Here is a 20,106-nt window from a genome sequence, read left to right as displayed (position 1 = left end):
TCCGTATTTATTGGACTATTGACGCGATGTCCGCAGTGCCCGTTCCTCCTCTCGCCGTCAGCATTGGCGATCCATCTGGCATAGGCCCCGATGTAGCGCTTGTTGCCTGGTTGCAGCGCGACGAGCTTTCGTTGCCGCCCTTCGCGCTGCTGGCCGATCCGGTGCAGCTTGCCGCGCGTGCTCGGCATCTCGGACTTGACGTCGACATTGAGGCCATCACCACCATTACTGAGGCAAACCGCGTGTTTTATCGAGCATTGCCGGTGCTTCCCCTCTCAAACAAGCTGGCGGATAGCGCCGGCAAACCCTTGCCGGAAAACGCCGCAGGCATCATCGAAGCCATTGAGCGCGCAGTCGAACTTACATTGAACGGGGATGCTTCTGCAGTTGTCACCTGTCCAATTTCAAAGAAGCCGCTTTATGAAGTTGGGTTCCCGTATCCGGGTCACACGGAATTCTTGGCAGAGCTCGCCAGCAAGTATCTGGGCAGGCCTGTTACGCCAGTCATGATGCTGGCTGGTCCGCAGCTTCGCGCCGTTCCGGTCACCATACACATTCCGCTTTCTGAAGTGCCTGTTCGGTTAAGCACTACCGATATCATCGAAGTTTCGCGGATCACCGCCATCGCACTGCGAGAACGTTTCGGAATTCTCGCGCCGCGTCTTGCCATATCTGGACTTAACCCGCATGCGGGTGAAGGCGGGGCAATGGGCAAGGAGGATGATGCCATTATCCTGCCTGCAATTGAGACACTACGCAGCGAGGGAATAGACGTTCGAGGACCCCTGCCCGCCGATACGATGTTTCACGCGTCGGCCCGTGCAACCTATGACGCTGCGGTCTGCATGTACCACGATCAGGCTCTTATCCCGGCCAAGGCACTAGCTTTCGATGAAACTGTGAATGTGACCTTGGGCCTTCCCTTCGTTCGCACCTCGCCGGATCATGGCACGGCTTTCGACATTGCAGGCAAAGGCATTGCCCGCCCGGACAGCCTTGTCGCAGCCATTCGTCTTGCACAGGAACTGGCTGAAAACACCGCCAACGCACATTAACGAGTACAAATGGCATGAGTATTGATGGCCTTCCCCCGCTTCGCGAGGTAATCGAACGGCATGATCTGATGCCGAAGAAATCACTCGGCCAGAACTTCCTTTTCGACCTCAATCTGACATCGAAGATCGCCCGTCAGGCGGGCGACTTGCAGGATCAGCCTGTTATCGAGGTTGGCCCAGGCCCTGGCGGACTGACCCGCGCGCTTCTGGCACAAGGCGCCTATGTCACTGCAATCGAGCGGGATGAACGATGCCTGGATGCGCTCGCAGAGATCGAAGCGCATTACCCGGGGCGTCTACGCATCATTTCTGGCGACGCTCTTGAGCAGGATTTTTCAGCGTTGTTTCCAGACGGACCGAAGCCGCGCATCGTTGCCAATCTGCCTTACAATGTCGGCACGCAACTTCTTCTCAACTGGCTGCTGGTCGAGCCATGGCCGCCCTTCTATTCATCCATGACATTGATGTTCCAGCGGGAAGTCGCCGAGCGTATCGTCGCGACGCCGGACAGCGATCATTATGGACGTCTTGGGGTGCTTGCCGGATGGAGAACCGTTTCCAAGATCAGTTTTGATGTACCGCCGCAAGCATTTACACCACCACCGAAAGTCATGTCGTCGGTCGTCCATATCATTCCACGTGAAGACCCGCTGCCTTGCAATGCCAACGCGCTCGGCCAGATAACGCAAGCAGCGTTTGGGCAGCGCCGCAAGATGCTGCGCCAGAGCCTGAAACCGGTTGGCGGGGCCGAACTTCTCGAGAAGACCGGTATCGACGGAACGCGCCGCGCGGAAACGCTCAGCGTCGAGGAGTTTGTCGCGCTGGCAAACGCCTATCGCCCAACGAAGTAACTATTGATGGCGCTCGTCCTTTCCCGAATCTGACTTCGTGGTTTCGGGTGCAACAGTCATGACTGGCAACTTCATTTCCTTGACGATCTGATCCACATGGTGGATTTCTTCGCGGAAGCTGCTCAGTGATGAGCCGGTCAGTTTTTCACCAGCGTTGAGCCGTGCCTTCAATGGATCGACATATTGATCGCCAACCTTCAGCTCATAATAGAGATGCGGGCCAGTGGAGTAGCCCGTCGAGCCGACATAGGCGATAACCTCGCCCTGCGTGACGTGCTCACCAACCTTCAAGCCTTTTCTGGCCGCTGAAAGATGCGCGTAGGTTGTGCTGTAGCCGCCCTGATGGCGAATACGGACATATTTGCCATATCCCTTTTGATAGGAAATCAGTTCCACGACGCCGTCACCGGCTGCAACGATCGGTGAGCCTATGGGGGCATCGTAATCGACGCCATTGTGGTGTTTGCGAACATGCAGAACGGGATGAATCCGCCAACCGAAACCGTCATTGAGACGGCCATTCGGCAAAGGCTTCGGCATGAGATACTTGGTCATGGATGAGCCGTCTTCGTTAAAATAATCGGCGCCGCCGTTGCCTTCATGCCGATAAAGGCGGCGGCTTTTTCCGTCCACCATAAACTCGACAAAGACCAGTTCCGGTTTCGTGTCGGCACTCTTGCGGAAAAGAAGGTCAATAAAGTCGGGAGTTTTCAGACCTTTCAGCGCAATATTGTTTTGAGAAGCCAACTTCTCAACCTCTCCGACGATCACGTCGGGCGCTCCCGCCTGCTTCAGCCGCGATGGAATGGAGCCACTGTGAGCCACGATATTCTGCGGATGATAGGCCGTCAGCATCGCATCGCGGGAAAGGCGCGCAAAAAGGCGCTCATTTCCCGTTGCCCGAAAAACACCATCGTCAGCACGACCATAGACGGCTTTGCCTACGTCGCCATGTTCAAAACGCGCGAGCGTGACGTGCTGCTGTCCATCCGAACCGGCGACCATCTCCGACTTCGCGACGAGCAGCTCCAGCCGATCACCTGCATTCAGCTCAGTCTTGCCTAATGCAGCTTCCAGACGCTGGCTATCCTCAACGGCAATGCCGGCAGCATGGAGCAGCGCATCCAGTTTCTCCCGGGACTGCGGAGCGACAACAATCTCATGTACTCTCGCCGAATTACTGACATCGGGCCTCGCCAGACTGACGTTGATCGGCACGCCGCGTTCCAGTTCGTCCTTGGATGGGCTAGCCTGTACTTCCGTCGAGGAATCCTCTTCGTGGAGGACATTATCAACTGCATCACGTCTCGTACCCCTTAGGTCGAGAACGACATGCTGATAGGTGTAGAGCCGCGCTGCGCCATCCTCAAGACCCTCAGCTATATCGATGCGCCGCGACACATGGATAGCCTGATCCCCACTGCCAGCCGGCACCAAGCGCGCTTCTTTTGCAGCCGCCTTTGTTCTAACCAGTCTGGTCGGATTTGCCATCACGGGTTGCGCGGGGCGACTATGCCGCATCAGCCGGCCAGTAGTGAATAGAAACCCGCCCCCAGCAATGACGATTGCAACGGTCAGCGCCAGACAGAACCTCAGATGTGTATGCAGTGAGAACCGAACCTGCCGGAATGGTTTCAAACTGTGGGCCGAGAGCGGTGCACCCCGCGGAGTCGTCACGAAGGCCGCAAAATCTGGCTCCGCAGTCCCAGCAACTTTCCTTCCGTTTGCTGGCGCTGACCAGAAGACCATATTAAACAATTCTCCGCTTTAGGATTACTGGCGGGAGACTGGCAAAGACAGCGGCCAAAATAAGGCTTTCGGTGCAATATCCACCGGAAGGGGATCGTATTCAGCAAATCGTGAACATCAGCCCTTTGCCCGCCCCCGGCGGTGTTCAACCAAAATTGACCAAGTATAGAGCGCAAGCCCTGCCCAGATCAGCGCGAATGCCCCCAGCTGTGCACTTGAAAACGGTTCGTGGAAGATGAAGATCGCAAAGAAAAACAGCATCGTCGGTGTCATGTACTGCATGAGGCCTAGCGTCGTGTAGCGCAAAAGCTTCGCGCCACCGGCATAAAGGATCAGCGGAATGGCCGTGAAAGGCCCAGCCAGAAGCAACATTGACACATTAAACGTCGAGCCGGTGGAGAAATGGTCCTGGCCGGTTGCCGCCAGCCACAACACATAGCCCAGTGCCGGAATGCATAGAAGGAGAACCTCAAGCGTGAAGCCCTGCAGAGGCGGCATTGGCAAGGATTTACGGAAGAAACCGTAGAGACCGAAGGTCAGCGGCAACGCCAGCGATACCCATGGCAGACCGCCTGCATTGACGGTCAGTAGCAGCACGGCAGCGAAGGCAAAACCGACGGCGACATACTGAACCCTAGTCAATCTTTCACCGAGGAAGAGGCCCCCGAGAACCACATTGAACAAGGGATTGATATAATAACCCAAGGCAGCCCCCATCACCTGATTGTTAGCAACGGCCCAGACATAGATCGACCAGTTGATAGTTATGAGCGCGGCGGTCATAGCAGCCATCGCCAACAGGCGCGGCTGGCGAACAGCATGAAGAATATTCTTGAACTGCCCCAGAACCAGCAAAAGCATCAAAGCGACAGGAACCGACCAGATCACGCGATGCGACACGACTTCCATTGCCGGAATGTGACCGAGTGCCTTGAGATAGAATGGCAGGGCGCCCCAGAGCCCATAGGCTCCGATAGCCATCAAAAATCCGCGCGACCCGTCAGAAAGGCGCGTATCGGTGATGGTCTGATCGGACATGCGTCCCTCCCCTAGTCGAAACTGAAGGCGTCGCAAGCCACTTACAGCATGCGAAGCATCGAACTTCACCTGCTATGCGCTCAACAATCCATAAAATCCATTCAATTAAACTGATTGAAGCATCAATCGCCGTGAACAGACGGCTTTACTCCGCAGCAGCCAGTCCGGCCATCGAACGGTTCTTCATCAGCTTGTAGTTGACCGAATCCATCAGTGCCTGGAAGGATGCGTCAATGATATTGTCCGACACGCCGACCGTGCGCCAGCGGGCGCCAGTCGCATCCCCGGACTCGATCAGGACGCGCGTAATGGCCGCCGTACCGCCATTAAGGATACGCACCTTGAAATCGACCAGTTCAAGATCCTCTATCTCGACCTGAAAACGACCAAGATCCTTGCGCAACGCGATATCCAGCGCGTTGACCGGACCGTGCCCTTCGGCGACCGACATGCGAACCTCGCCGTCCACCTCCACCTTGACTACGGCTTCGGAAACAGTCTTCAACATACCGTTGGCGTCGAAGCGCCGCTCGACGAGACAGCGGAAGGATTCGACCTTGAAGAATTCCGGCTGCGGCGTCAGCATGTTGCGCGCCAGAAGCTCAAAACTCGCATCCGCGCCTTCATAGGCATAGCCTTCGGCTTCGCGTTCCTTGACCACGGCAATCAATGTATCCAGACGGACATCGTCCTTCGCAACCCGAATACCACGGCGTTCCAGCTCCGCGATGAAATTGGACTTCCCGCCCTGATCCGACACCATGACGCGCCGACTGTTGCCAACTGCTTCCGGTGGCACATGCTCATAGGTCTGCGGTTCCTTGAGCAAAGCGGAAGCATGGATTCCGGCCTTGGTCGCAAATGCGGAAGTACCGGTATAAGGTGCCTGCTCCATAGGCGGTCGGTTTAGAATATCCTCGAAGGCGCGCGAGATCCGCGTGATCCCTTTCAGCGCGGCCGGCTTGATCCCGAGCTCAAAACGCTGTGCCCAATAGGGTTTCAGCGCCAGTGTCGGGATCAGCGAAACGAGATTAGCATTGCCGCAACGCTCTCCAATCCCGTTGAGGGTCCCTTGCACATGGCGCACACCCGCATCGATGGCCGCGAGCGAGACGGCTACCGCCTGCTCGGTGTCATTATGAGCGTGGATGCCAAGGCTCTCGCCCGGAACTACAGCCGTCACGGCGGCAACAATTTCGGCAATTTCCGATGGCTGCGTACCGCCATTCGTATCACAGAGCACAACCCAACGTGCGCCTGCAGAATAGGCAGCCTTTGCACAGGCAAGCGCATATTCGGGGTTGGCCTTGTATCCGTCGAAGAAATGCTCGCAATCGACCAGCGCTTCCCGTCCCGCCATGCGAGCAGCCGTGACAGAAGCCGTGATCGACTCCAAATTTTCCTCGTTGGTACAGCCTAGTGCAAGACGGACGTGATAGTCCCAGCTCTTCGCAACGAAACAGACGGCATCGGCAGAGGCTTGAAGTAAGCTGGAAAGACCCGGATCGTTGGATGCCGAAACGCCTGCGCGCTTCGTCATCCCAAAGGCCGCGAACTTGGCGCGTGCTGTCTGGCGACGCTTGAAAAAGGCCGTGTCGGTCGGGTTGGCGCCCGGATAACCGCCTTCCACATAATCGACGCCAAGTTCTTCCAGCAGCGCGACAATCGACTTCTTGTCCTCCACTGAAAAATCAATCCCAGGGGTCTGCTGTCCATCCCGCAGAGTGGTGTCGTAGATATAGATACGTTCGCGTGCCATTGTGCCTGCCTGTCGGTGGGTATGCGGTCCGGTCAATCTTGCTGTTGCGGCCAGCTTTCAGTTTCGTAATCAGGATGCTGATAGGAGATCATCGTTCTTACAAATTCGATGCTTTCCGGGTCGCGTTCCGTTGTATAGCCAGGGAGACTCGTAAGTTGCGGTACATAGGGCAGTTGCTTTTCGATACCCCATTGAATGGTCGGCTCGATTTCCTCCGGCGCATCAAACGCGCCGATAGCAAGCGCTATCCCGTCGGGTGCTTCGTAGGTAAGCGGCGTGCCGCACTCAGGACAGAAGCCCCGCTGAACGTGATTGGACGAGCGGAAACGCTTCGGCTCTCTGCGTGTCCATTCCAGCTTCGCATCGTTTACCGAGACCAGCGGTGCGTAGAAATTGCCAAACGCTTTCTGGCACATGCGACAGTGACAGATCGATGCGGCCCCCATAGCGCCGTCCACACGAAAGCGCACCGCACCGCACTGGCATCCGCCGGTATAGATCGGTTTGTTATCAAGCGTCATACCGTCCTCCCTACTCCACAAGCTTGCTAGCCTACCACATCCCAGTTGGTTATGCGTTCGCCGGTTACCGGGTCCTTGCTATCCTTGAGCTGAACCCCTTCCTGAAGCAGTTCATCGCGAATGCGATCGGCCTCGGCCCAGTTCTTCTCATTGATAAAGCGCAGACGCTCGGCGATGCGTGTTTCGATCACTTCGCTGTCCACCACTGCCTTTGCAAAAACGGGGATGTCTTCAGCAGAGACGAAATGCGAATCGAACAGGCCCAGCAGGGCCATTCCCTCGCCCAAACCGGCGGCATCTTGTGCCTTGAAAGCCTTGCGCAAAGCCGTGATCGCCGTCCAGCTGTTCAGATCGTCAGACAGGGCCTCCACCACCTCGCCAACAGCCGTCAGCGCTTGCGGCAATTCAAAACTCCTGTCACGCAGCAAGCCATACCACCGGTGCAGTTCATCGGCAGATTCTGCCAGACGCTGCGCCGTCCAATTGATTGGTTCACGATAATGCGTCTGCAGCATCGACAGGCGTGCCGACAGTCCGACCCAACGATCACGCGCATCAGGGTCGTCCCACCCACCCAGTTGCGGGAGTCCATCGTTCAACACATCGCGAATGGTGATGAAATTGCCGAGCGATTTAGACATCTTCTGCCCTTCGACCTGCAAGAAGCCGTTATGCATCCAGATGCTTGCCATCCGCTCGGTGCCGAATGCGCAGCATGATTGCGCAATCTCGTTCTCATGATGGGGAAAGACGAGATCGATACCGCCACCGTGAATGTCGAACTGGTTCTTCAGAGGATCGTCGCATTTCAGGCCACCGCCAAATGGCTCGAGCAGTTTTGCCATCGACATGGCCGAGCATTCGATATGCCAGCCCGGACGTCCCAATACCGCGATCCCCGCGGGAGAGGACCAGCCAGGCTCACCCTCCTTCGACGGCTTCCATAAGACAAAGTCCATTTCGTCCCGTTTGTAGGATGCCACGTCGACGCGAGCCCCCGCCAGCATCTCGTCCAGCGAGCGACGAGCAAGCGCGCCATAGCGCGGCCCCTTGCGCTCGTTCATGGCGGACGGCGAAAAGAGGACATGATCCTCGGCCACATAGGCCACTCCGAGCTTCACCAGGCGATCGATCATGGCACGCATCTCGGCCATATGTTCTGTCGCACGCGGCTGAACGCTGGGCGCCAGGTTTCCAAGTGCCGTCACATCGGCCTGAAACTGCGCATTTGTGCTCTCCGTCACCCGGCGAATTGCTTCGTTGAACGGCAGGTCGGGGTAATCCCGGGTAGCACGGGCATTGATCTTGTCGTCGACGTCAGTGATGTTGCGCGCGTAGGTGACATGATCCTCGCCATAGACATGACGCAGCAAGCGGAACAACACGTCGAAAACGATTACCGGACGCGCATTGCCTATATGCGCGAAGTCATAAACCGTCGGTCCGCAGACATACATGCGCACATTGTCGGCATCGAGAGGGGAAAACTCCTCTTTCGTGCGGGTCAGCGTGTTGTACAGACGCAGTTGCGGCGCATAAGCCATTGTAAATATTCCCCCAAAGGATCGTTGAAATCAGTGCGCAACTGACCTCAGCCGACTGACCGGGGCGTTATCATCCAATTTTTATGAAAGGGAGACGAAAACGGCCGGGCCAGCAGGCTGCTAGCCAATAATAATCGCACAAATACAAATGATCGTGGTCGGCGTTTTCATGATTGCACTTATCATCAGCAAGAGTGCTTCCGTCAAGAACTTTCGCGGACCCGCTTATAGTTTAGTGAGATCGCCGCGCTTGTTGTATTTTTGCAACCTGCGAACCCCCTCTCCAGCGTTAACCGGAAAACCGCAAAACCGGCTCCAAACAGCCTTCATTCGGTCTCAATCAATCACAAAATGGTGATCAGGCATTATCGAAAGGAAGGACCAATGTCTAAAAGTGAACTGCAACCCCGCCAAGACCGACTGGTTGATAAATACCGCGAAATCGGGCCTGCCGTGCTTGTTGCAGCATTGCTGAATGCAACGCGGTGCAGCAGCGACGGTCGCAACGACAATCGCCGGCGCTCCATTCTCGCTGTCAAGAAGACAGGCTGAAGGCGCTGATGTTGTTCAGTGCCAAGCCGCACAGGCTCGGCGATCAAAATCGGTAAATGCGTAACAAATAGCGCCAGTCGAGCAAGACTGGCGATCGCTGTCAGAACATCGAAAGCTGGCCGCCATTTCCGTCACCGGGCCCACGATCGGGTTTAGGTTTACCCTTTCGGTTGAGCGCCGCGCGCTCCGAAAGAGGTTGTTCTTCCACACGATCCTGCAAGTCGGGCGTTGTATTGGCGACCTTGTTTACTTTGTCCGATATTGGAATAGCTTCAAACAAATCGTCTTGGGCCGGACGCATGATATCCGCCACTTCGCGAGGCAGGAAACGCTTGCAGTCCAGCCAGCGGGCAAAGTCTTCCGGCTGCACGACAACCGGCATCCGTTCATGGATCGGCCGCAACAGGTCATTGGCGCTCGTCGTCAGTATGCCTCCCGTGTCGATCTGTGATCCGTCCGCACTGCTCCATGTCTCGATTAGCCCGCCAAAAGCGACGATGCCGCCCGTACGCGGACGCACCCAATAGGCTTGTGCCTTGTTCTTTCCCTCGCGACGCCACTCATAAAAACCCGATGCCGGAATCAAGGCGCGCCGGTGGTTCAGCGCTGCGCGGAACGAATTCTTCTCCGCAGCCGTCTCGGAGCGGATGTTGAACATCAGCGGCCAGTCATTCGGGTCTTTCACCCATGACGGGACAAATCCCCAGCGCACCAGCAATCCGACCCGATCCGGCCTGTTGCTTCCCGGCGGCGGCGTTTCCCCGCCGATGATGGTCAATATTGGTTGGGTCGGCGCGATGTTATATCGTGGAGGAAAATCCTCTGCGATCAATGCGGCCACGAAAGCTTCCAGTTCTTCCCGGCTTGCAGTCAATGAAAAACGTCCACACATGGCACGCATGTTTAGTGTTTTCCGACGCCGGTCAAGGGGTGCTTTTCCATTGCCAACCGGTGTCTGCACGATCATAGCTAGAGCATGATGAAAACAGTTCCCGTACTTCCGATTCCTGCGAAGGTTCATGGTGTATCGCTGATCTGCCGACGCGAAGGGCGCTTTCTTCTGGTCGAGCGTGGAAAAGAGCCATGGAAAGGCTGGCTTGCTTTTCCAGGCGGCAGTATCGAAGCGGGCGAAACGCCGGAACAAGCCGCGATCCGCGAACTCAAGGAAGAAACTGCACTTTATGCAAAGTCGCTGGCGCACGTCATAACCGTAGATCTGGCGCTTGAAGGAAATGCCTATGACAGAAGCTATTATCTGTCGGTCTTTAGGGCCTGGCAGGTTTCTGGTCAGGAAGCCCCCGGAGATGACGCTGCATCCATTCACTGGCTGACGGTCGAAGAAATGGCCTTGGCAAAGGTGACGGACAGCACACTCGATGTCGCCCGTGCGGTGGCGGAGAATGAAGACGAACGTTCGGTTATTAATCCTGTTTAGCAATCTGCCTTGAAGCGGCCCCGATTTTTGGCAATAGCTCATTTTCAGGTGAGAGGTTTTCGATTGAAAAACATTCCGTTTTTTCGACCGGCTATCTGCTTCTCGATCGCTCTCTGGGTCGGGACGGCGTCTCCGGCTTTCGCTCAAGACGCGCCCTATGAAGGGAAGATGTTGCGGCTCGCCGAAATTCTCGGCTCGCTGCATTATTTGCGCAACCTGTGTGGTGAAGCTGGGAGCGAATGGCGTGATCAGATGAACGCGATTGTGTCAGCAGAAAAGCCTTCCGAAGCCGAACGGGTGCGGCTCATTTCAAGCTTCAATCACGGATATCGCGTGTTCAGCGACAATTATACCCGCTGCACCCCTTCGGCGCTTGCGGCGATTGATCGCTACATGAAGGAAGGTGAGAACTTGTCGAGCGAGATCATCTCACGCTATGGAAATTAACCAATCATACACTCTTGTGCGGATTGACGGGATTAGTTCGTTCAAATCCGTGATAATCTGTTAACACTGTTTTAAGAAGGCAGTCACGTTGCCACTTGGTTGAGCTCCCGCGAAACGGTGAGACACCAACAGTGCAACAGAAAGGCGAAAGCCAGGATGAAGTCTATGGAACATGCACCGGCCGATTTGGACGAAATGATCGCGCGCGAGAAGAAGCTCGTCGCCATCGAATATCATAACGAGGCCTGGGCTGACGGTATATCCGAAGGTATCGAACCGGAGATCCTTGCCGAGGCAGCCTTCACGACAGCGCTTACCGAACTGATCCGCGAAGCCGGGGACGACTGTGCACTGGAACTGATCGAAAAAATGCGCGAACAGATCATAGCCGGAAACTTTCTGCCGCAACGCATTCTTCAATAGCATCGACAGAACGCCGGTCGCGGGACCCGACCGGCGCAGCGGTTTCCTCCCGGCGTCCCTTCCCTCTTGCGCCCAATGTCATTTCCCATCAGGATTTCCACCTCGCTCCGAATTTTATTGGCAGTGATGTTTCTTGCCTGTGGCATCGCCTTGCCCGCCAAAGCTGCGACTTCCCTCGAAATCGCACTGGCAGATCAGACGGATTTCCTGCAACGGCCAAGTGCCCGTACGGATGCCGATGAAGGCGACAACTTTTCTCCCATTCCCCTGCCCGGTGCCCCCCTCGGCGCGGTGCCTAAGCTCTCACCCGACAGCGCGCCTGTTCCGGCTTTTGCCTCGAAACCTCTTCCAGAAATCCATCGCGATTTCGACAAGCTGCCAGAGCCTGTGAAATTGACACGCGAGCGCATGTTGGATGCCGCCCGCTCCGGGGACATTGAGCGGCTGAGACCGCTTCTCGGCGTCGAGGACAAAGCCACGCAGCTCTCGCTGGAAGATCACGAGGAAGACGTTATCGACTTTCTGAAGTCGCTCTCCGGCGATGAAGCCGGTCGGGAAGTTCTCGCAATCATCGCAGATCTTCTGGAGACAGGTTATGTGCACCTAAATGCAGGCACGGAGAACGAGGTCTATGTCTGGCCCTATTTCTACGCCATGCCGCTCGACAAGCTGACGCCGCCACAGATCGTGGAACTCTTCCAGGTCGTCACTGCCGGTGATTTTGAGGATATGAAGAAGGCAGGCGGCTATATCTTCTATAGTATCGGTATCGGGCCAGACGGCAGCTGGCGCTTTTTCACGGCGGGGGAGTAATCACCACCCAAGGCGAAGCCGGCTCGGTGGTTCCTTGTAGATGCGCTGCCAGACCCGGCGGAACTGCCGCGCAGAAGCAAAACCTGCCTGCGTCGCAACATTCTCGATATCAAGCTCTGAATTTAGAAGCATCTCTCGCGCCAGGCTGATCTTGAGCCGATTCACATAATCCGTCACCGTCATTCCGGCATATTCATTGAACAGGCGCGAGAAGTTGCGCGGGCTCGCCCCGCCAATACTGGCCAGTCTTTCCACCGACCAATCCGCTGCCGGATCGTGTGCTATGGCATCCTGTGCACGATGTACGACCGGGTTCATATGATTTCGCCCTTCAAGCCAGGGCGATAGTTGCGGGTCATTGCCACTGCGCCTCAAATAGACAACCAGATAGCGCGCGACGGCCAGCGCCGTGGCGTGATCGGTCAGCCCCGCAACGATGTGCAGCATTAAATCGATGCCTGCGGTGATGCCCGCACTCGTCAACCGCTCACCATCTTCGACGAAGAGCCTGTTTTGATGGACACGCGCTGTGGGGGCCAACTGTTCGAGTTCACCGAGCGCCAGATGGTGAGTGGTACAGGAATAGCCATCGAGAAGCCCGGCACGCGCTGCGAGCAGCGCACCGGAACAGATCGTCACGAGCCGCACGCCAGGGCAGACTATCCGGCGAAGCCATACGACGATTTCTTTTTCCAGGATGGCATCGGCGCACCGGTCGGTTTCCGCATTTCCAAGCGGAACGTCAGCCGAACCCGAAACAATGACCAGCGCCTCATCGGGCAACACTTCGGGCAAAGGCTCCACCCCCGCCACTGGCAAGCCTATGGAACTGAGCACAGTTTGGCTGGGCCCTATATAGCGAACGTCGAAACGCACCTTATGCTGTTCAAGATTTGCCTTGCGCAAGACCTCAAGCGGCCCCGCCACGTCGAGCAAAAGCACGCGTGGCGGAATAACGACATAAACCGGAACTAACCGGACAATGTCCGCCTGGTCGTTCATGCTGCCTTCCGTTCTCCAGACGTTGCGAGCGCCTGTTCCACGGTTACAATACGGGCAAAGCGATTGGCCAGAACAAGCTCGGTGCGCGCCTTGATATCGGCAGCGCTCCACTCGTGGCCGCTTGCGTCGGTCATAGGAAAGGTCAATGTCGCTTCACTGACGAAATCAACAAGATATCCAAAATCGGATGCCTGCCGTGTTGTGGTCTCGCAGCATTGCTCAGTGCGGATACCGGAAACCAGCACGCGACGGATGCCATTCGCAACCAACCAGACATTAAGTCCGCTTCCGACCAGAGCACTATGGCGATGCTTGCGGAACACTGCATCTGGTTCAATCAAGAGTGGCGAAATTGCCTTCACCAAACCTGACGATTCTGAGAACGGCCCCTCATTCTCGACATGAAAAATCTGCACCACCGGAATACCGGCGCGCTTGGCACCATCGATCAGCGCCTGCTGGCGTTCCATATAGGCGCCAACCTCCTCGTCCCGGTAGTAAGGCCTGTGGCGGAAGGATTCCTGAGCATCGATAACCAGCAATGCTGTAGCTTGATCGGACATTTTTGATCTCCCTATAAAAAGACTATAGGGGGAAATTACACTTTGCAATTGGCGCCGAAAGCCCGCTTACGGACAATCAGCGGACAAATCACGCCAATACGTAACCAGTTCTTCGCCCTAGAGAAAACCATCGAGAGAAGGCACAGACTTCACTGGGGTAAACTCAATGACGTCATAAGTTGCCAGTCCGTGTTGCCTGAAAGGATCAAACCTCAGTATTGCGTCCAGCTCGCTCTTGCTGACTTTACCGCTTGCGAGAATCACACCGCCGTCTCTTGGGTTTTTCGGCCCGGATGCCAGAAAAACGCAATCGGCATATTGCCTGTCCAGAAACTCTCGATGCGCCTGAAGATGCCTCTCGATCTCTTCAAGAGGCTTGAGGTAGATCAAGGTGACGACGAACATGTAGCGGCCTTCACCGATGCGGCAGAGCCTCGAGAAACTCAACCGGCTCGCCCTTGTTAGCGTTCACGATTTCCGCTTCCCACATTACCTTGATGCCGCGCACGAAAGTGCCAATTGGCCATCCAGTAACGGTCTTGCCATTATAAGGGGTCCAGCCAGCTTTTGAACCGGCCTGCTCATGCGTAATCGTTTCGCGCCGCTTCATATCCACGATGGTCAGATCGGCATCATAACCGACTGCGATACGCCCCTTGCGGGCCATGCCAAAAATGCGGTTCGGGCCATGGCTTGAAAGATCAACGAAGCGCTCCAGCGTGAGCCTGCCCGCATTGACATGATCGAGCATGATCGGCACCAGCGTCTGCACACCGGTCATGCCAGAGGGGGAAGCCGGATAAGGCTTCTGCTTTTCTTCCAGCGTATGCGGCGCATGGTCAGAGCCGAGCACATCGACAATACCTTGATCGATACCCTTCCAAACCCCATCTCGGTGGCGCTTGTCACGGACGGGCGGGTTCATTTGGATAAGATTGCCGAGCGTCTTGTAGTCATCTGCTGACAAAGTGAGATGATGCGGCGTTGCTTCACACGTCGCGACATCCTTGTGATCCTTCAGAAAGTCGATTTCTTCGGCAGTAGAGATATGCAACACATGAATGCGGGCGCCGGTATCTCGCGCAATGCGAACAAGCCGTTCCGTGCACTGAAGCGCCGCAGTTTCATCACGCCAGACCGGATGGCTGGACGGATCGCCCTGAACGCGCAGACCTTCACGTTCCTTCAGCCGGAACTCGTCTTCGGAGTGGAAGGCCGCGCGGCGACGGGTGTTCTTCAGGATTGAGCGGACACCGTCATCGTCTTCAACAAGCAGATCGCCGGTGGACGATCCCATGAAAACCTTGATACCCGCCGCACCGGGCAAGCGCTCCAACTCAGCAACATCCTTCGCATTGTCGCGCGTGCCGCCAACCCAGAAAGCAAAGTCGCAGTGCATGCGATGACGGCCGCGACGAATCTTGTCTTCGAGCGCATCAGCGGAAGTGGTAAGGGGCTTGGTATTCGGCATCTCGAAAACTGACGTGACCCCACCCAGAACGGCTGCACGTGAGCCGGTTTCGAGATCTTCCTTGTGTTCAAGGCCTGGCTCGCGGAAATGGACCTGACTATCCACCACGCCGGGCAGAATATGCAGGCCCGTGCAGTCAATCACCTCACCTGCCATATGTGTGGAAAGAGAGCCTATGGCAGCGATGCGGCCATTACGAATACCGATGTCGCGTTGGCCTATACCGTCGTGATTGACGATGGTTGCACCCTTCAAAATCGTATCGAATGTTTCGGCCATAGTTGTCTCCTGCCAGATTGATAGGACTTGCGAGCCTTCCCATTGGGGCTTACGTAACGAGGGCGCGAAAGGCAAGGACGAAGCGATGACGACGGCAGTGGAAACGGTAAATCTTTCAAACAGGGCTTTGGTTCACATCACGGGCGACGACGCGGAAAAATTTCTGCAGGCCGTGATAACAACCGATCTCGACAAGCTCGGACCGGACGATCTGAAACCGGGAGCATTGCTCGCTCCACAAGGAAAAATCCTGTTCGATTTTCTCGTTTCACGCATTGATGGCGGTTTGCGTTTCGATCTCCCGGCAGGCATCGCCGCCGATTTCGTCAAGCGCATCACCCTCTACAAGCTGCGCGCGAAGGCCGAAATAGCACAATTGCCAGAATCGCTTGTCAGTGTCTCCTGGCAAACTGAATCACATTCTTCACACAATGATTCAATCAAGCGGGACAGTCGCTTTCCAACCGAACTGAACGTTTACCGGATTTATGGTCAGGCAGACGGCACAACCGACGAAAGCGCTTGGACGAAGCTGCGCGCGGAGTATGGCATAGCGGAAGGCGAAGCGGATTTCGGTTACAATGACGTCTTCCCGCATGACGTCAATTTCGACCAGTCCGGCGGCGTGTCTTTTCCGAAAGGCTGTTTCATCGGTCAGGAAGTCGTGTCACGCATGCAGCATCGTGGTACGGCGCGGCGGCGCGTCCTGGTGGCTCGTTCCGGGGGAACTCTCCCGCCAATGGGTACGCCTCTCACCGTCGATGGGCGCGAGGTCGGAACGATGGGTAGTTCCGCTGACATGATCGGCATCGCACTTGTGCGCATTGATCGAGTCAAGGATGCGATGGATGCAGGTGGTATCATACTGGCGGGAGGGACACCTGTAACGCTCACCTTACCGCCTCACGTGCGGTTTGGATTCCCGGAAGCGGAAGCAGGTAACGCCTAATGGCCAGCGCCGACCGATCTTCCGGCAAGACGCGTGCCTGGCAACGCATGTTGTCGGGACGGCGTCTCGACCTGCTCGACCCGTCACCGCTCGATATTGAAATCGAAGATATTGCTCATGGCCTCGCCCGTGTTGCGCGGTGGAACGGACAGACAGTCGGCGAACACGCATTTTCGGTCGCGCAGCATTCGCTGCTTGTTGACCAGATATTCAACCGGCTGGTGCAGGATGCAAGTATTGAATGGCAGCTATTGTCACTCCTGCACGATGCACCGGAATATGTGATCGGTGACATGATCTCACCTTTTAAGGCGGTGATGGGCGGCAACTACAAGATCATCGAAACGCGGCTGGAGAACGCTATTCATCTGCGTTTTTCGCTGCCGATAACCGTTCCCGCCCAAGTCAAGACGCTAATCAAGCGTGCCGATCAGGTTGCCGCGTTCTTTGAAGCCACGCGACTTGCCGGTTTTACAGAGACTGAGGCCGTCAAATATTTCGGGCGTCCGCGCGGTTTCGATCCGACAGGACTTGATATAACACCGCGACCCACGCAGGACGTGCAGAAGGATTTCCTTGCACGGTTTGCGATACTGGAAAAAACACGGCACGGCTGATGAGTCGGATTGTTGTCACGCCCTTGTCCCAACTTGCGACGCAACTCGCGTTGCACCAGCCCAGCCATGTCGTGACGCTTGGAAGCGAAGAACCGGCGGCTCTGCCCGACGGCTTTGATGCCGTCCGTCTGTCACTCACATTCAATGATATTGTTGAACCGCGCGCCGGATTGGTTGCACCCGATGAAAGTCACGTGCAGGCGCTTCTGGACTTCGCGAAGGGCTGGTCCATGGATACGCCTTTGCTCATCCACTGTTATGCCGGTATTTCCCGTTCCACGGCTACGGCTTATATCATGGCATCTGCTGTGAACCCTGCATTCGATGAAAGCGAACTTGCCGGGCTTGTTCGCAGCCTCTCGCCATCCGCGACGCCAAATTTACGACTCATATCGCTCGCTGACGAAGTTCTGGGACGTCAAGGGCGGATGGTTGCGGCTATACGCGCGATTGGGCGTGGAGCGGATGCGTTTGAAGGCGAGGTTTTCAGCTTGCCGGTTGGATGTTGATTGCCCGCCCGAGGGCATTCAAAAACCCGCCGCGTGCGTCAGGCGGCGTCACAGCGCGCGGCTCCCATACATGCCGCATCAGGAAATAACCCGTCATCGTGAAGGCATGATCGATGTCGTCATAAGACGTTGCACGAACGGCCGTGTTGTTGACAAAACCCGGCAGAACCAGAAGCTTGTCGGCCCAGGGCGCGCCCGCATCACGACAGACGGCACGCCCGGATTTCGGCGACACATAGATCAGGTCTTCCTTGAGCCCTGTTGCTGCGCATTCCTTGAGATCGAGGCCGAAGCCCAGCTCTTCAAGCATCATGACTTCAAAACGCAACAGCAATTCGCCAGAGGCCAGCGGATCGTCAAAATGTTCAATGATGAGCCGTAACGTCTCATAAAGACCGCGATGCGGATCGCGTTCCGGCAACAGGCGCAAATGGGAAGCCACCAATTGAATGCCGTATAATGCCACCGGTGTTTCGATGAGGCGCGCGGCAGCGAATTCCAGCGGTTCGATGGTAAAGCTGCCCATATGCTCATCCAGCCGCGCCCACCATGTGACATCCACATGATTGCCCGGCTGCAACAAAGGCTGCATGCGACGGGATCGCCCGCCGCGCACCATACCCATATGGCGGCCATGCTCACGGGTCATCACTTCCACGATGGCGCTTGTCTCGCCATGGCGTCGTGTCCCGAGAATTATGCCTTCATCGCGCCATTCCATGGCCGCCAGCTTTATGAATTAGGTCGGAAAATCAAGACCCATTTCGCGATAACGTTCCGGGTCATTGCCCCAGTTCTCACGCACTTTCACGAAAAGGAAGAGATGAACCGTTTGTTCCAGTATCTCGGCGATTTCCTTACGTGCGGATTGCCCGATTGCCTTGATCGTCTCGCCCTTGTGACCGAGCACGATCTTCTTCTGGCTTTCGCGCTCGACATAGATCACCTGCTCTATGCGGACCGATCCATCCTTGCGCTCTTCCCAGCGCTCGGTTTCCACCGTCGACGAGTAAGGCAGTTCCTCGTGCAGGCGCAGATAGAGTTTTTCGCGCGTGATTTCGGCTGCAAGCTGCCGCATCGGCATGTCGGAAATCTGGTCTTCTGGATAATACCGAGGGCCATTCGGTACGCTTTCGGCCAGGTACTTTGCAAGGTCCTTGCAGCCAGATCCGTTCAGCGCTGAGATCATGAAAGTCTGGTCGAATGCAACCCGCTCATTGGCCTTGCGCGCAAGATCCAGCAGGACTGGCGGATCGACACGGTCGACCTTGTTGAGCACCAGAACCTTTTTCTGGCGCACATCCTTCATACTGGCAAGCAGCGCTTCGGCGTTCTCGTTCAGGCCACCTTGCGAATCGAGAAGAACAAGAATGATGTCGGCGTCCTTCGCACCGCCCCAGGCCGTTGTGACCATGGCGCGGTCGAGCCTGCGCTTCGGCCTAAAAATGCCGGGCGTGTCGACCAGAACGATCTGCGCCTGCCCCTCAATAAATATGCCGCGCACAAGGGCGCGTGTCGTCTGCACCTTATGCGTGACGATAGAAACTTTCGTTCCCACAAGCTGGTTAACCAGCGTGGATTTCCCCGCGTTTGGCGCCCCGATCAACGCCACGAAGCCGGACCGGGTCTGGCCGGCTTCGTTTTCGCCGTCAGCCGGCGTCGTCCGATTGTTCATTGTTTATCCTTCCAGACGATATTTCACTTCAGAACACCGCCGTCCCCTGCGCACGGCATTCCAGATACGACACAATCGCGGATGAAAGCGACATATCATATTGGACTAACTATAACCGATCTCGATTTAAAAAACGCCAACTCTTGCATCAACCGGAATTGTCGCGCTTCCAGACGCCTTCACGATAAAGCATCGCTTCCGCCGCGTTCTGCTCGGCTATTCTTTTCGAACGCCCCTCGCCCGTTTCCGTGGCAAAGCCCTTCACCGTAACCTCCACCGTAAACAGCGGATCATGGTCTGGACCGGTACGGCCGACGATGGAGTAGGAAGGATGGACATTGCCCTGCTGATGCGCCCATTCCTGCAACTCGGTCTTCGCGTCACGGCGAGCGGCACCCGTTTGCAGGGACCTCTTTTCCCAGTAGCGCTTGACGAAAGGCCGTACTGCCTCCAGTCCGCCATCGAGATAGATCGTGGCAATCAGCGCCTCTACGACATCGGCCCGCACGTTCAAAAGGCGTTTGTCATTCAGCGACTTGATATCGGAGCCGGTGTGAATGAGATCGGCAAGGCCGATCTCATCGGCGATCGCCGCACAGGTTTCTGCATTCACCAGCGCATTAAGACGAACAGACAGTTCACCTTCGGAGGCTTCGGGAAATTCGTCGAACAGCATCTCCGCGACGGTCAGTCCGAGGACGCGGTCGCCAAGAAATTCGAGACGCTCATAATTTGCGCGCGATGGCGCCTGCACACTTGAGTGGGTGAGCGCACGATCCAGCCGTTTCAGATTGAGAAAACGGTGTCCGGTGCGCTCCTCCAGAATTGCTGCTGCCTGATTTGCCGAAGCCATT

Annotated in this window: 23 protein-coding genes; 10 read left to right on the top strand and 13 right to left on the bottom strand. The window is 56.3% G+C overall.

Annotated elements, in window-relative coordinates:
* Positions 1-26: 26 nt before the first annotated feature.
* Positions 27-1,055: a 4-hydroxythreonine-4-phosphate dehydrogenase PdxA gene (pdxA, locus tag FJQ48_RS13550; protein WP_139975546.1), complete on the top strand. Its 1,029-nt coding sequence runs from the start codon at positions 27-29 to the stop codon at positions 1,053-1,055.
* A gap of 14 nt (positions 1,056-1,069) precedes the next feature.
* Positions 1,070-1,906 (top strand): 16S rRNA (adenine(1518)-N(6)/adenine(1519)-N(6))-dimethyltransferase RsmA, encoded by an 837-nt coding sequence (rsmA, locus tag FJQ48_RS13545; RefSeq protein WP_139975545.1) that lies wholly within the window; start codon positions 1,070-1,072, stop codon positions 1,904-1,906.
* Here rsmA and FJQ48_RS13540 read toward each other — a convergent pair whose 3' ends face one another.
* The 5 genes from FJQ48_RS13540 to cysS form a co-directional block, all read right to left on the bottom strand.
* A complete protein-coding gene (locus FJQ48_RS13540; protein ID WP_139975544.1) occupies positions 1,907-3,655 on the bottom strand; it encodes a M23 family metallopeptidase in 1,749 nt (582 codons plus the stop codon). It lies immediately after the preceding gene.
* Positions 3,656-3,772: 117 nt separating this feature from the next.
* Positions 3,773-4,693, bottom strand: coding sequence for an EamA family transporter RarD (gene rarD, locus FJQ48_RS13535; protein WP_139975543.1), 921 nt, complete (start codon positions 4,691-4,693; stop codon positions 3,773-3,775).
* Positions 4,694-4,838: 145 nt separating this feature from the next.
* A complete protein-coding gene (gene cimA, locus FJQ48_RS13530; RefSeq protein ID WP_139975542.1) occupies positions 4,839-6,452 on the bottom strand; it encodes a citramalate synthase in 1,614 nt (537 codons plus the stop codon).
* A gap of 32 nt (positions 6,453-6,484) precedes the next feature.
* Positions 6,485-6,973 (bottom strand): GFA family protein, encoded by a 489-nt coding sequence (locus FJQ48_RS13525; RefSeq protein WP_139975541.1) that lies wholly within the window; start codon positions 6,971-6,973, stop codon positions 6,485-6,487.
* A 26-nt stretch (positions 6,974-6,999) separates the two neighbouring features.
* Complete coding sequence (gene cysS, locus FJQ48_RS13520) at positions 7,000-8,517, bottom strand: cysteine--tRNA ligase (RefSeq protein WP_139975540.1); 1,518 nt, start codon at positions 8,515-8,517, stop codon at positions 7,000-7,002.
* A 384-nt stretch (positions 8,518-8,901) separates the two neighbouring features.
* On the opposite strand from cysS, the gene FJQ48_RS13510 reads away from it, so the two are divergent.
* Positions 8,902-9,069: a hydrolase gene (locus FJQ48_RS13510; RefSeq protein WP_139975539.1), complete on the top strand. Its 168-nt coding sequence runs from the start codon at positions 8,902-8,904 to the stop codon at positions 9,067-9,069.
* Between the two features lie 100 nt (positions 9,070-9,169).
* On the opposite strand, the gene FJQ48_RS13505 is transcribed toward FJQ48_RS13510, so the two are convergent.
* Positions 9,170-9,961 (bottom strand): SOS response-associated peptidase, encoded by a 792-nt coding sequence (locus tag FJQ48_RS13505; RefSeq protein WP_139976287.1) that lies wholly within the window; start codon positions 9,959-9,961, stop codon positions 9,170-9,172.
* A gap of 87 nt (positions 9,962-10,048) precedes the next feature.
* Between FJQ48_RS13505 and FJQ48_RS13500 the strand changes: the two genes are divergently transcribed.
* The 4 genes from FJQ48_RS13500 to FJQ48_RS13485 all read left to right on the top strand — a co-directional run bounded on the left by FJQ48_RS13500 (position 10,049) and on the right by FJQ48_RS13485 (position 12,187).
* On the top strand, positions 10,049-10,504 hold the full coding sequence (locus FJQ48_RS13500) for an NUDIX domain-containing protein (RefSeq protein WP_180350237.1): 456 nt from the start codon (positions 10,049-10,051) through the stop codon (positions 10,502-10,504).
* Between the two features lie 93 nt (positions 10,505-10,597).
* Entirely contained in the window at positions 10,598-10,951 is a 354-nt protein-coding gene (locus tag FJQ48_RS13495) for a TIGR02301 family protein (protein ID WP_348770742.1), read from the top strand.
* A gap of 156 nt (positions 10,952-11,107) precedes the next feature.
* On the top strand, positions 11,108-11,374 hold the full coding sequence (locus tag FJQ48_RS13490) for a hypothetical protein (RefSeq protein WP_139975536.1): 267 nt from the start codon (positions 11,108-11,110) through the stop codon (positions 11,372-11,374).
* A gap of 75 nt (positions 11,375-11,449) precedes the next feature.
* Complete coding sequence (locus tag FJQ48_RS13485; RefSeq protein WP_139975535.1) at positions 11,450-12,187, top strand: hypothetical protein; 738 nt, start codon at positions 11,450-11,452, stop codon at positions 12,185-12,187.
* Here the strand turns inward: FJQ48_RS13485 and FJQ48_RS13480 are convergent, their stop codons facing one another.
* The 4 genes from FJQ48_RS13480 to FJQ48_RS13465 form a co-directional block, all read right to left on the bottom strand.
* Entirely contained in the window at positions 12,188-13,189 is a 1,002-nt protein-coding gene (locus tag FJQ48_RS13480) for a helix-turn-helix domain-containing protein (protein ID WP_139975534.1), read from the bottom strand. It abuts the gene before it with no gap.
* Complete coding sequence (locus FJQ48_RS13475) at positions 13,186-13,752, bottom strand: isochorismatase family protein (protein ID WP_139975533.1); 567 nt, start codon at positions 13,750-13,752, stop codon at positions 13,186-13,188. The genes FJQ48_RS13480 and FJQ48_RS13475 overlap by 4 nt, the downstream gene beginning before the upstream one ends.
* A 117-nt stretch (positions 13,753-13,869) precedes the next feature.
* A complete protein-coding gene (locus tag FJQ48_RS13470; protein ID WP_139975532.1) occupies positions 13,870-14,157 on the bottom strand; it encodes a YciI family protein in 288 nt (95 codons plus the stop codon).
* A gap of 10 nt (positions 14,158-14,167) precedes the next feature.
* Entirely contained in the window at positions 14,168-15,502 is a 1,335-nt protein-coding gene (locus FJQ48_RS13465) for a dihydroorotase (RefSeq protein WP_139975531.1), read from the bottom strand.
* Between the two features lie 85 nt (positions 15,503-15,587).
* On the opposite strand from FJQ48_RS13465, the gene FJQ48_RS13460 reads away from it, so the two are divergent.
* Genes FJQ48_RS13460 through FJQ48_RS13450 form a run of 3 tightly spaced genes read left to right on the top strand, consistent with a single transcriptional unit; the run spans position 15,588 to position 17,577 of the window.
* Positions 15,588-16,451 (top strand): folate-binding protein YgfZ, encoded by an 864-nt coding sequence (locus tag FJQ48_RS13460; protein ID WP_139975530.1) that lies wholly within the window; start codon positions 15,588-15,590, stop codon positions 16,449-16,451.
* Positions 16,451-17,068 (top strand): HD family hydrolase, encoded by a 618-nt coding sequence (locus tag FJQ48_RS13455; protein ID WP_139975529.1) that lies wholly within the window; start codon positions 16,451-16,453, stop codon positions 17,066-17,068. Before FJQ48_RS13460 ends, FJQ48_RS13455 begins: the two co-directional genes overlap by 1 nt.
* The gene (locus FJQ48_RS13450) at positions 17,068-17,577 is read left to right on the top strand and encodes a tyrosine phosphatase family protein (RefSeq protein ID WP_139975528.1); all 510 of its coding nucleotides are present in this window, start codon (positions 17,068-17,070) and stop codon (positions 17,575-17,577) included. The genes FJQ48_RS13455 and FJQ48_RS13450 overlap by 1 nt, the downstream gene beginning before the upstream one ends.
* Here the strand turns inward: FJQ48_RS13450 and recO are convergent.
* The 3 genes from recO to rnc form a co-directional block, all read right to left on the bottom strand.
* Complete coding sequence (recO, locus tag FJQ48_RS13445) at positions 17,555-18,298, bottom strand: DNA repair protein RecO (protein WP_139975527.1); 744 nt, start codon at positions 18,296-18,298, stop codon at positions 17,555-17,557. The genes FJQ48_RS13450 and recO overlap by 23 nt on opposite strands.
* Positions 18,299-18,316: 18 nt before the next feature.
* Positions 18,317-19,252, bottom strand: a complete 936-nt coding sequence (era, locus tag FJQ48_RS13440; RefSeq protein WP_139975526.1) for a GTPase Era — start codon at positions 19,250-19,252, stop codon at positions 18,317-18,319.
* A 148-nt stretch (positions 19,253-19,400) separates the two neighbouring features.
* Positions 19,401-20,105, bottom strand: a complete 705-nt coding sequence (gene rnc, locus FJQ48_RS13435; RefSeq protein ID WP_139975525.1) for a ribonuclease III — start codon at positions 20,103-20,105, stop codon at positions 19,401-19,403.
* Position 20,106: the final 1 nt, after the last annotated feature.

Origin of the sequence: Ochrobactrum sp. CGA5, assembly GCF_006345815.1 — a bacterium.
In the GTDB taxonomy this organism is placed as follows: domain Bacteria; phylum Pseudomonadota; class Alphaproteobacteria; order Rhizobiales; family Rhizobiaceae; genus Brucella.
The sequence above is the reverse complement of the archived record's forward strand: the minus strand, read 5'-3'. Positions and strand labels throughout refer to the sequence as shown.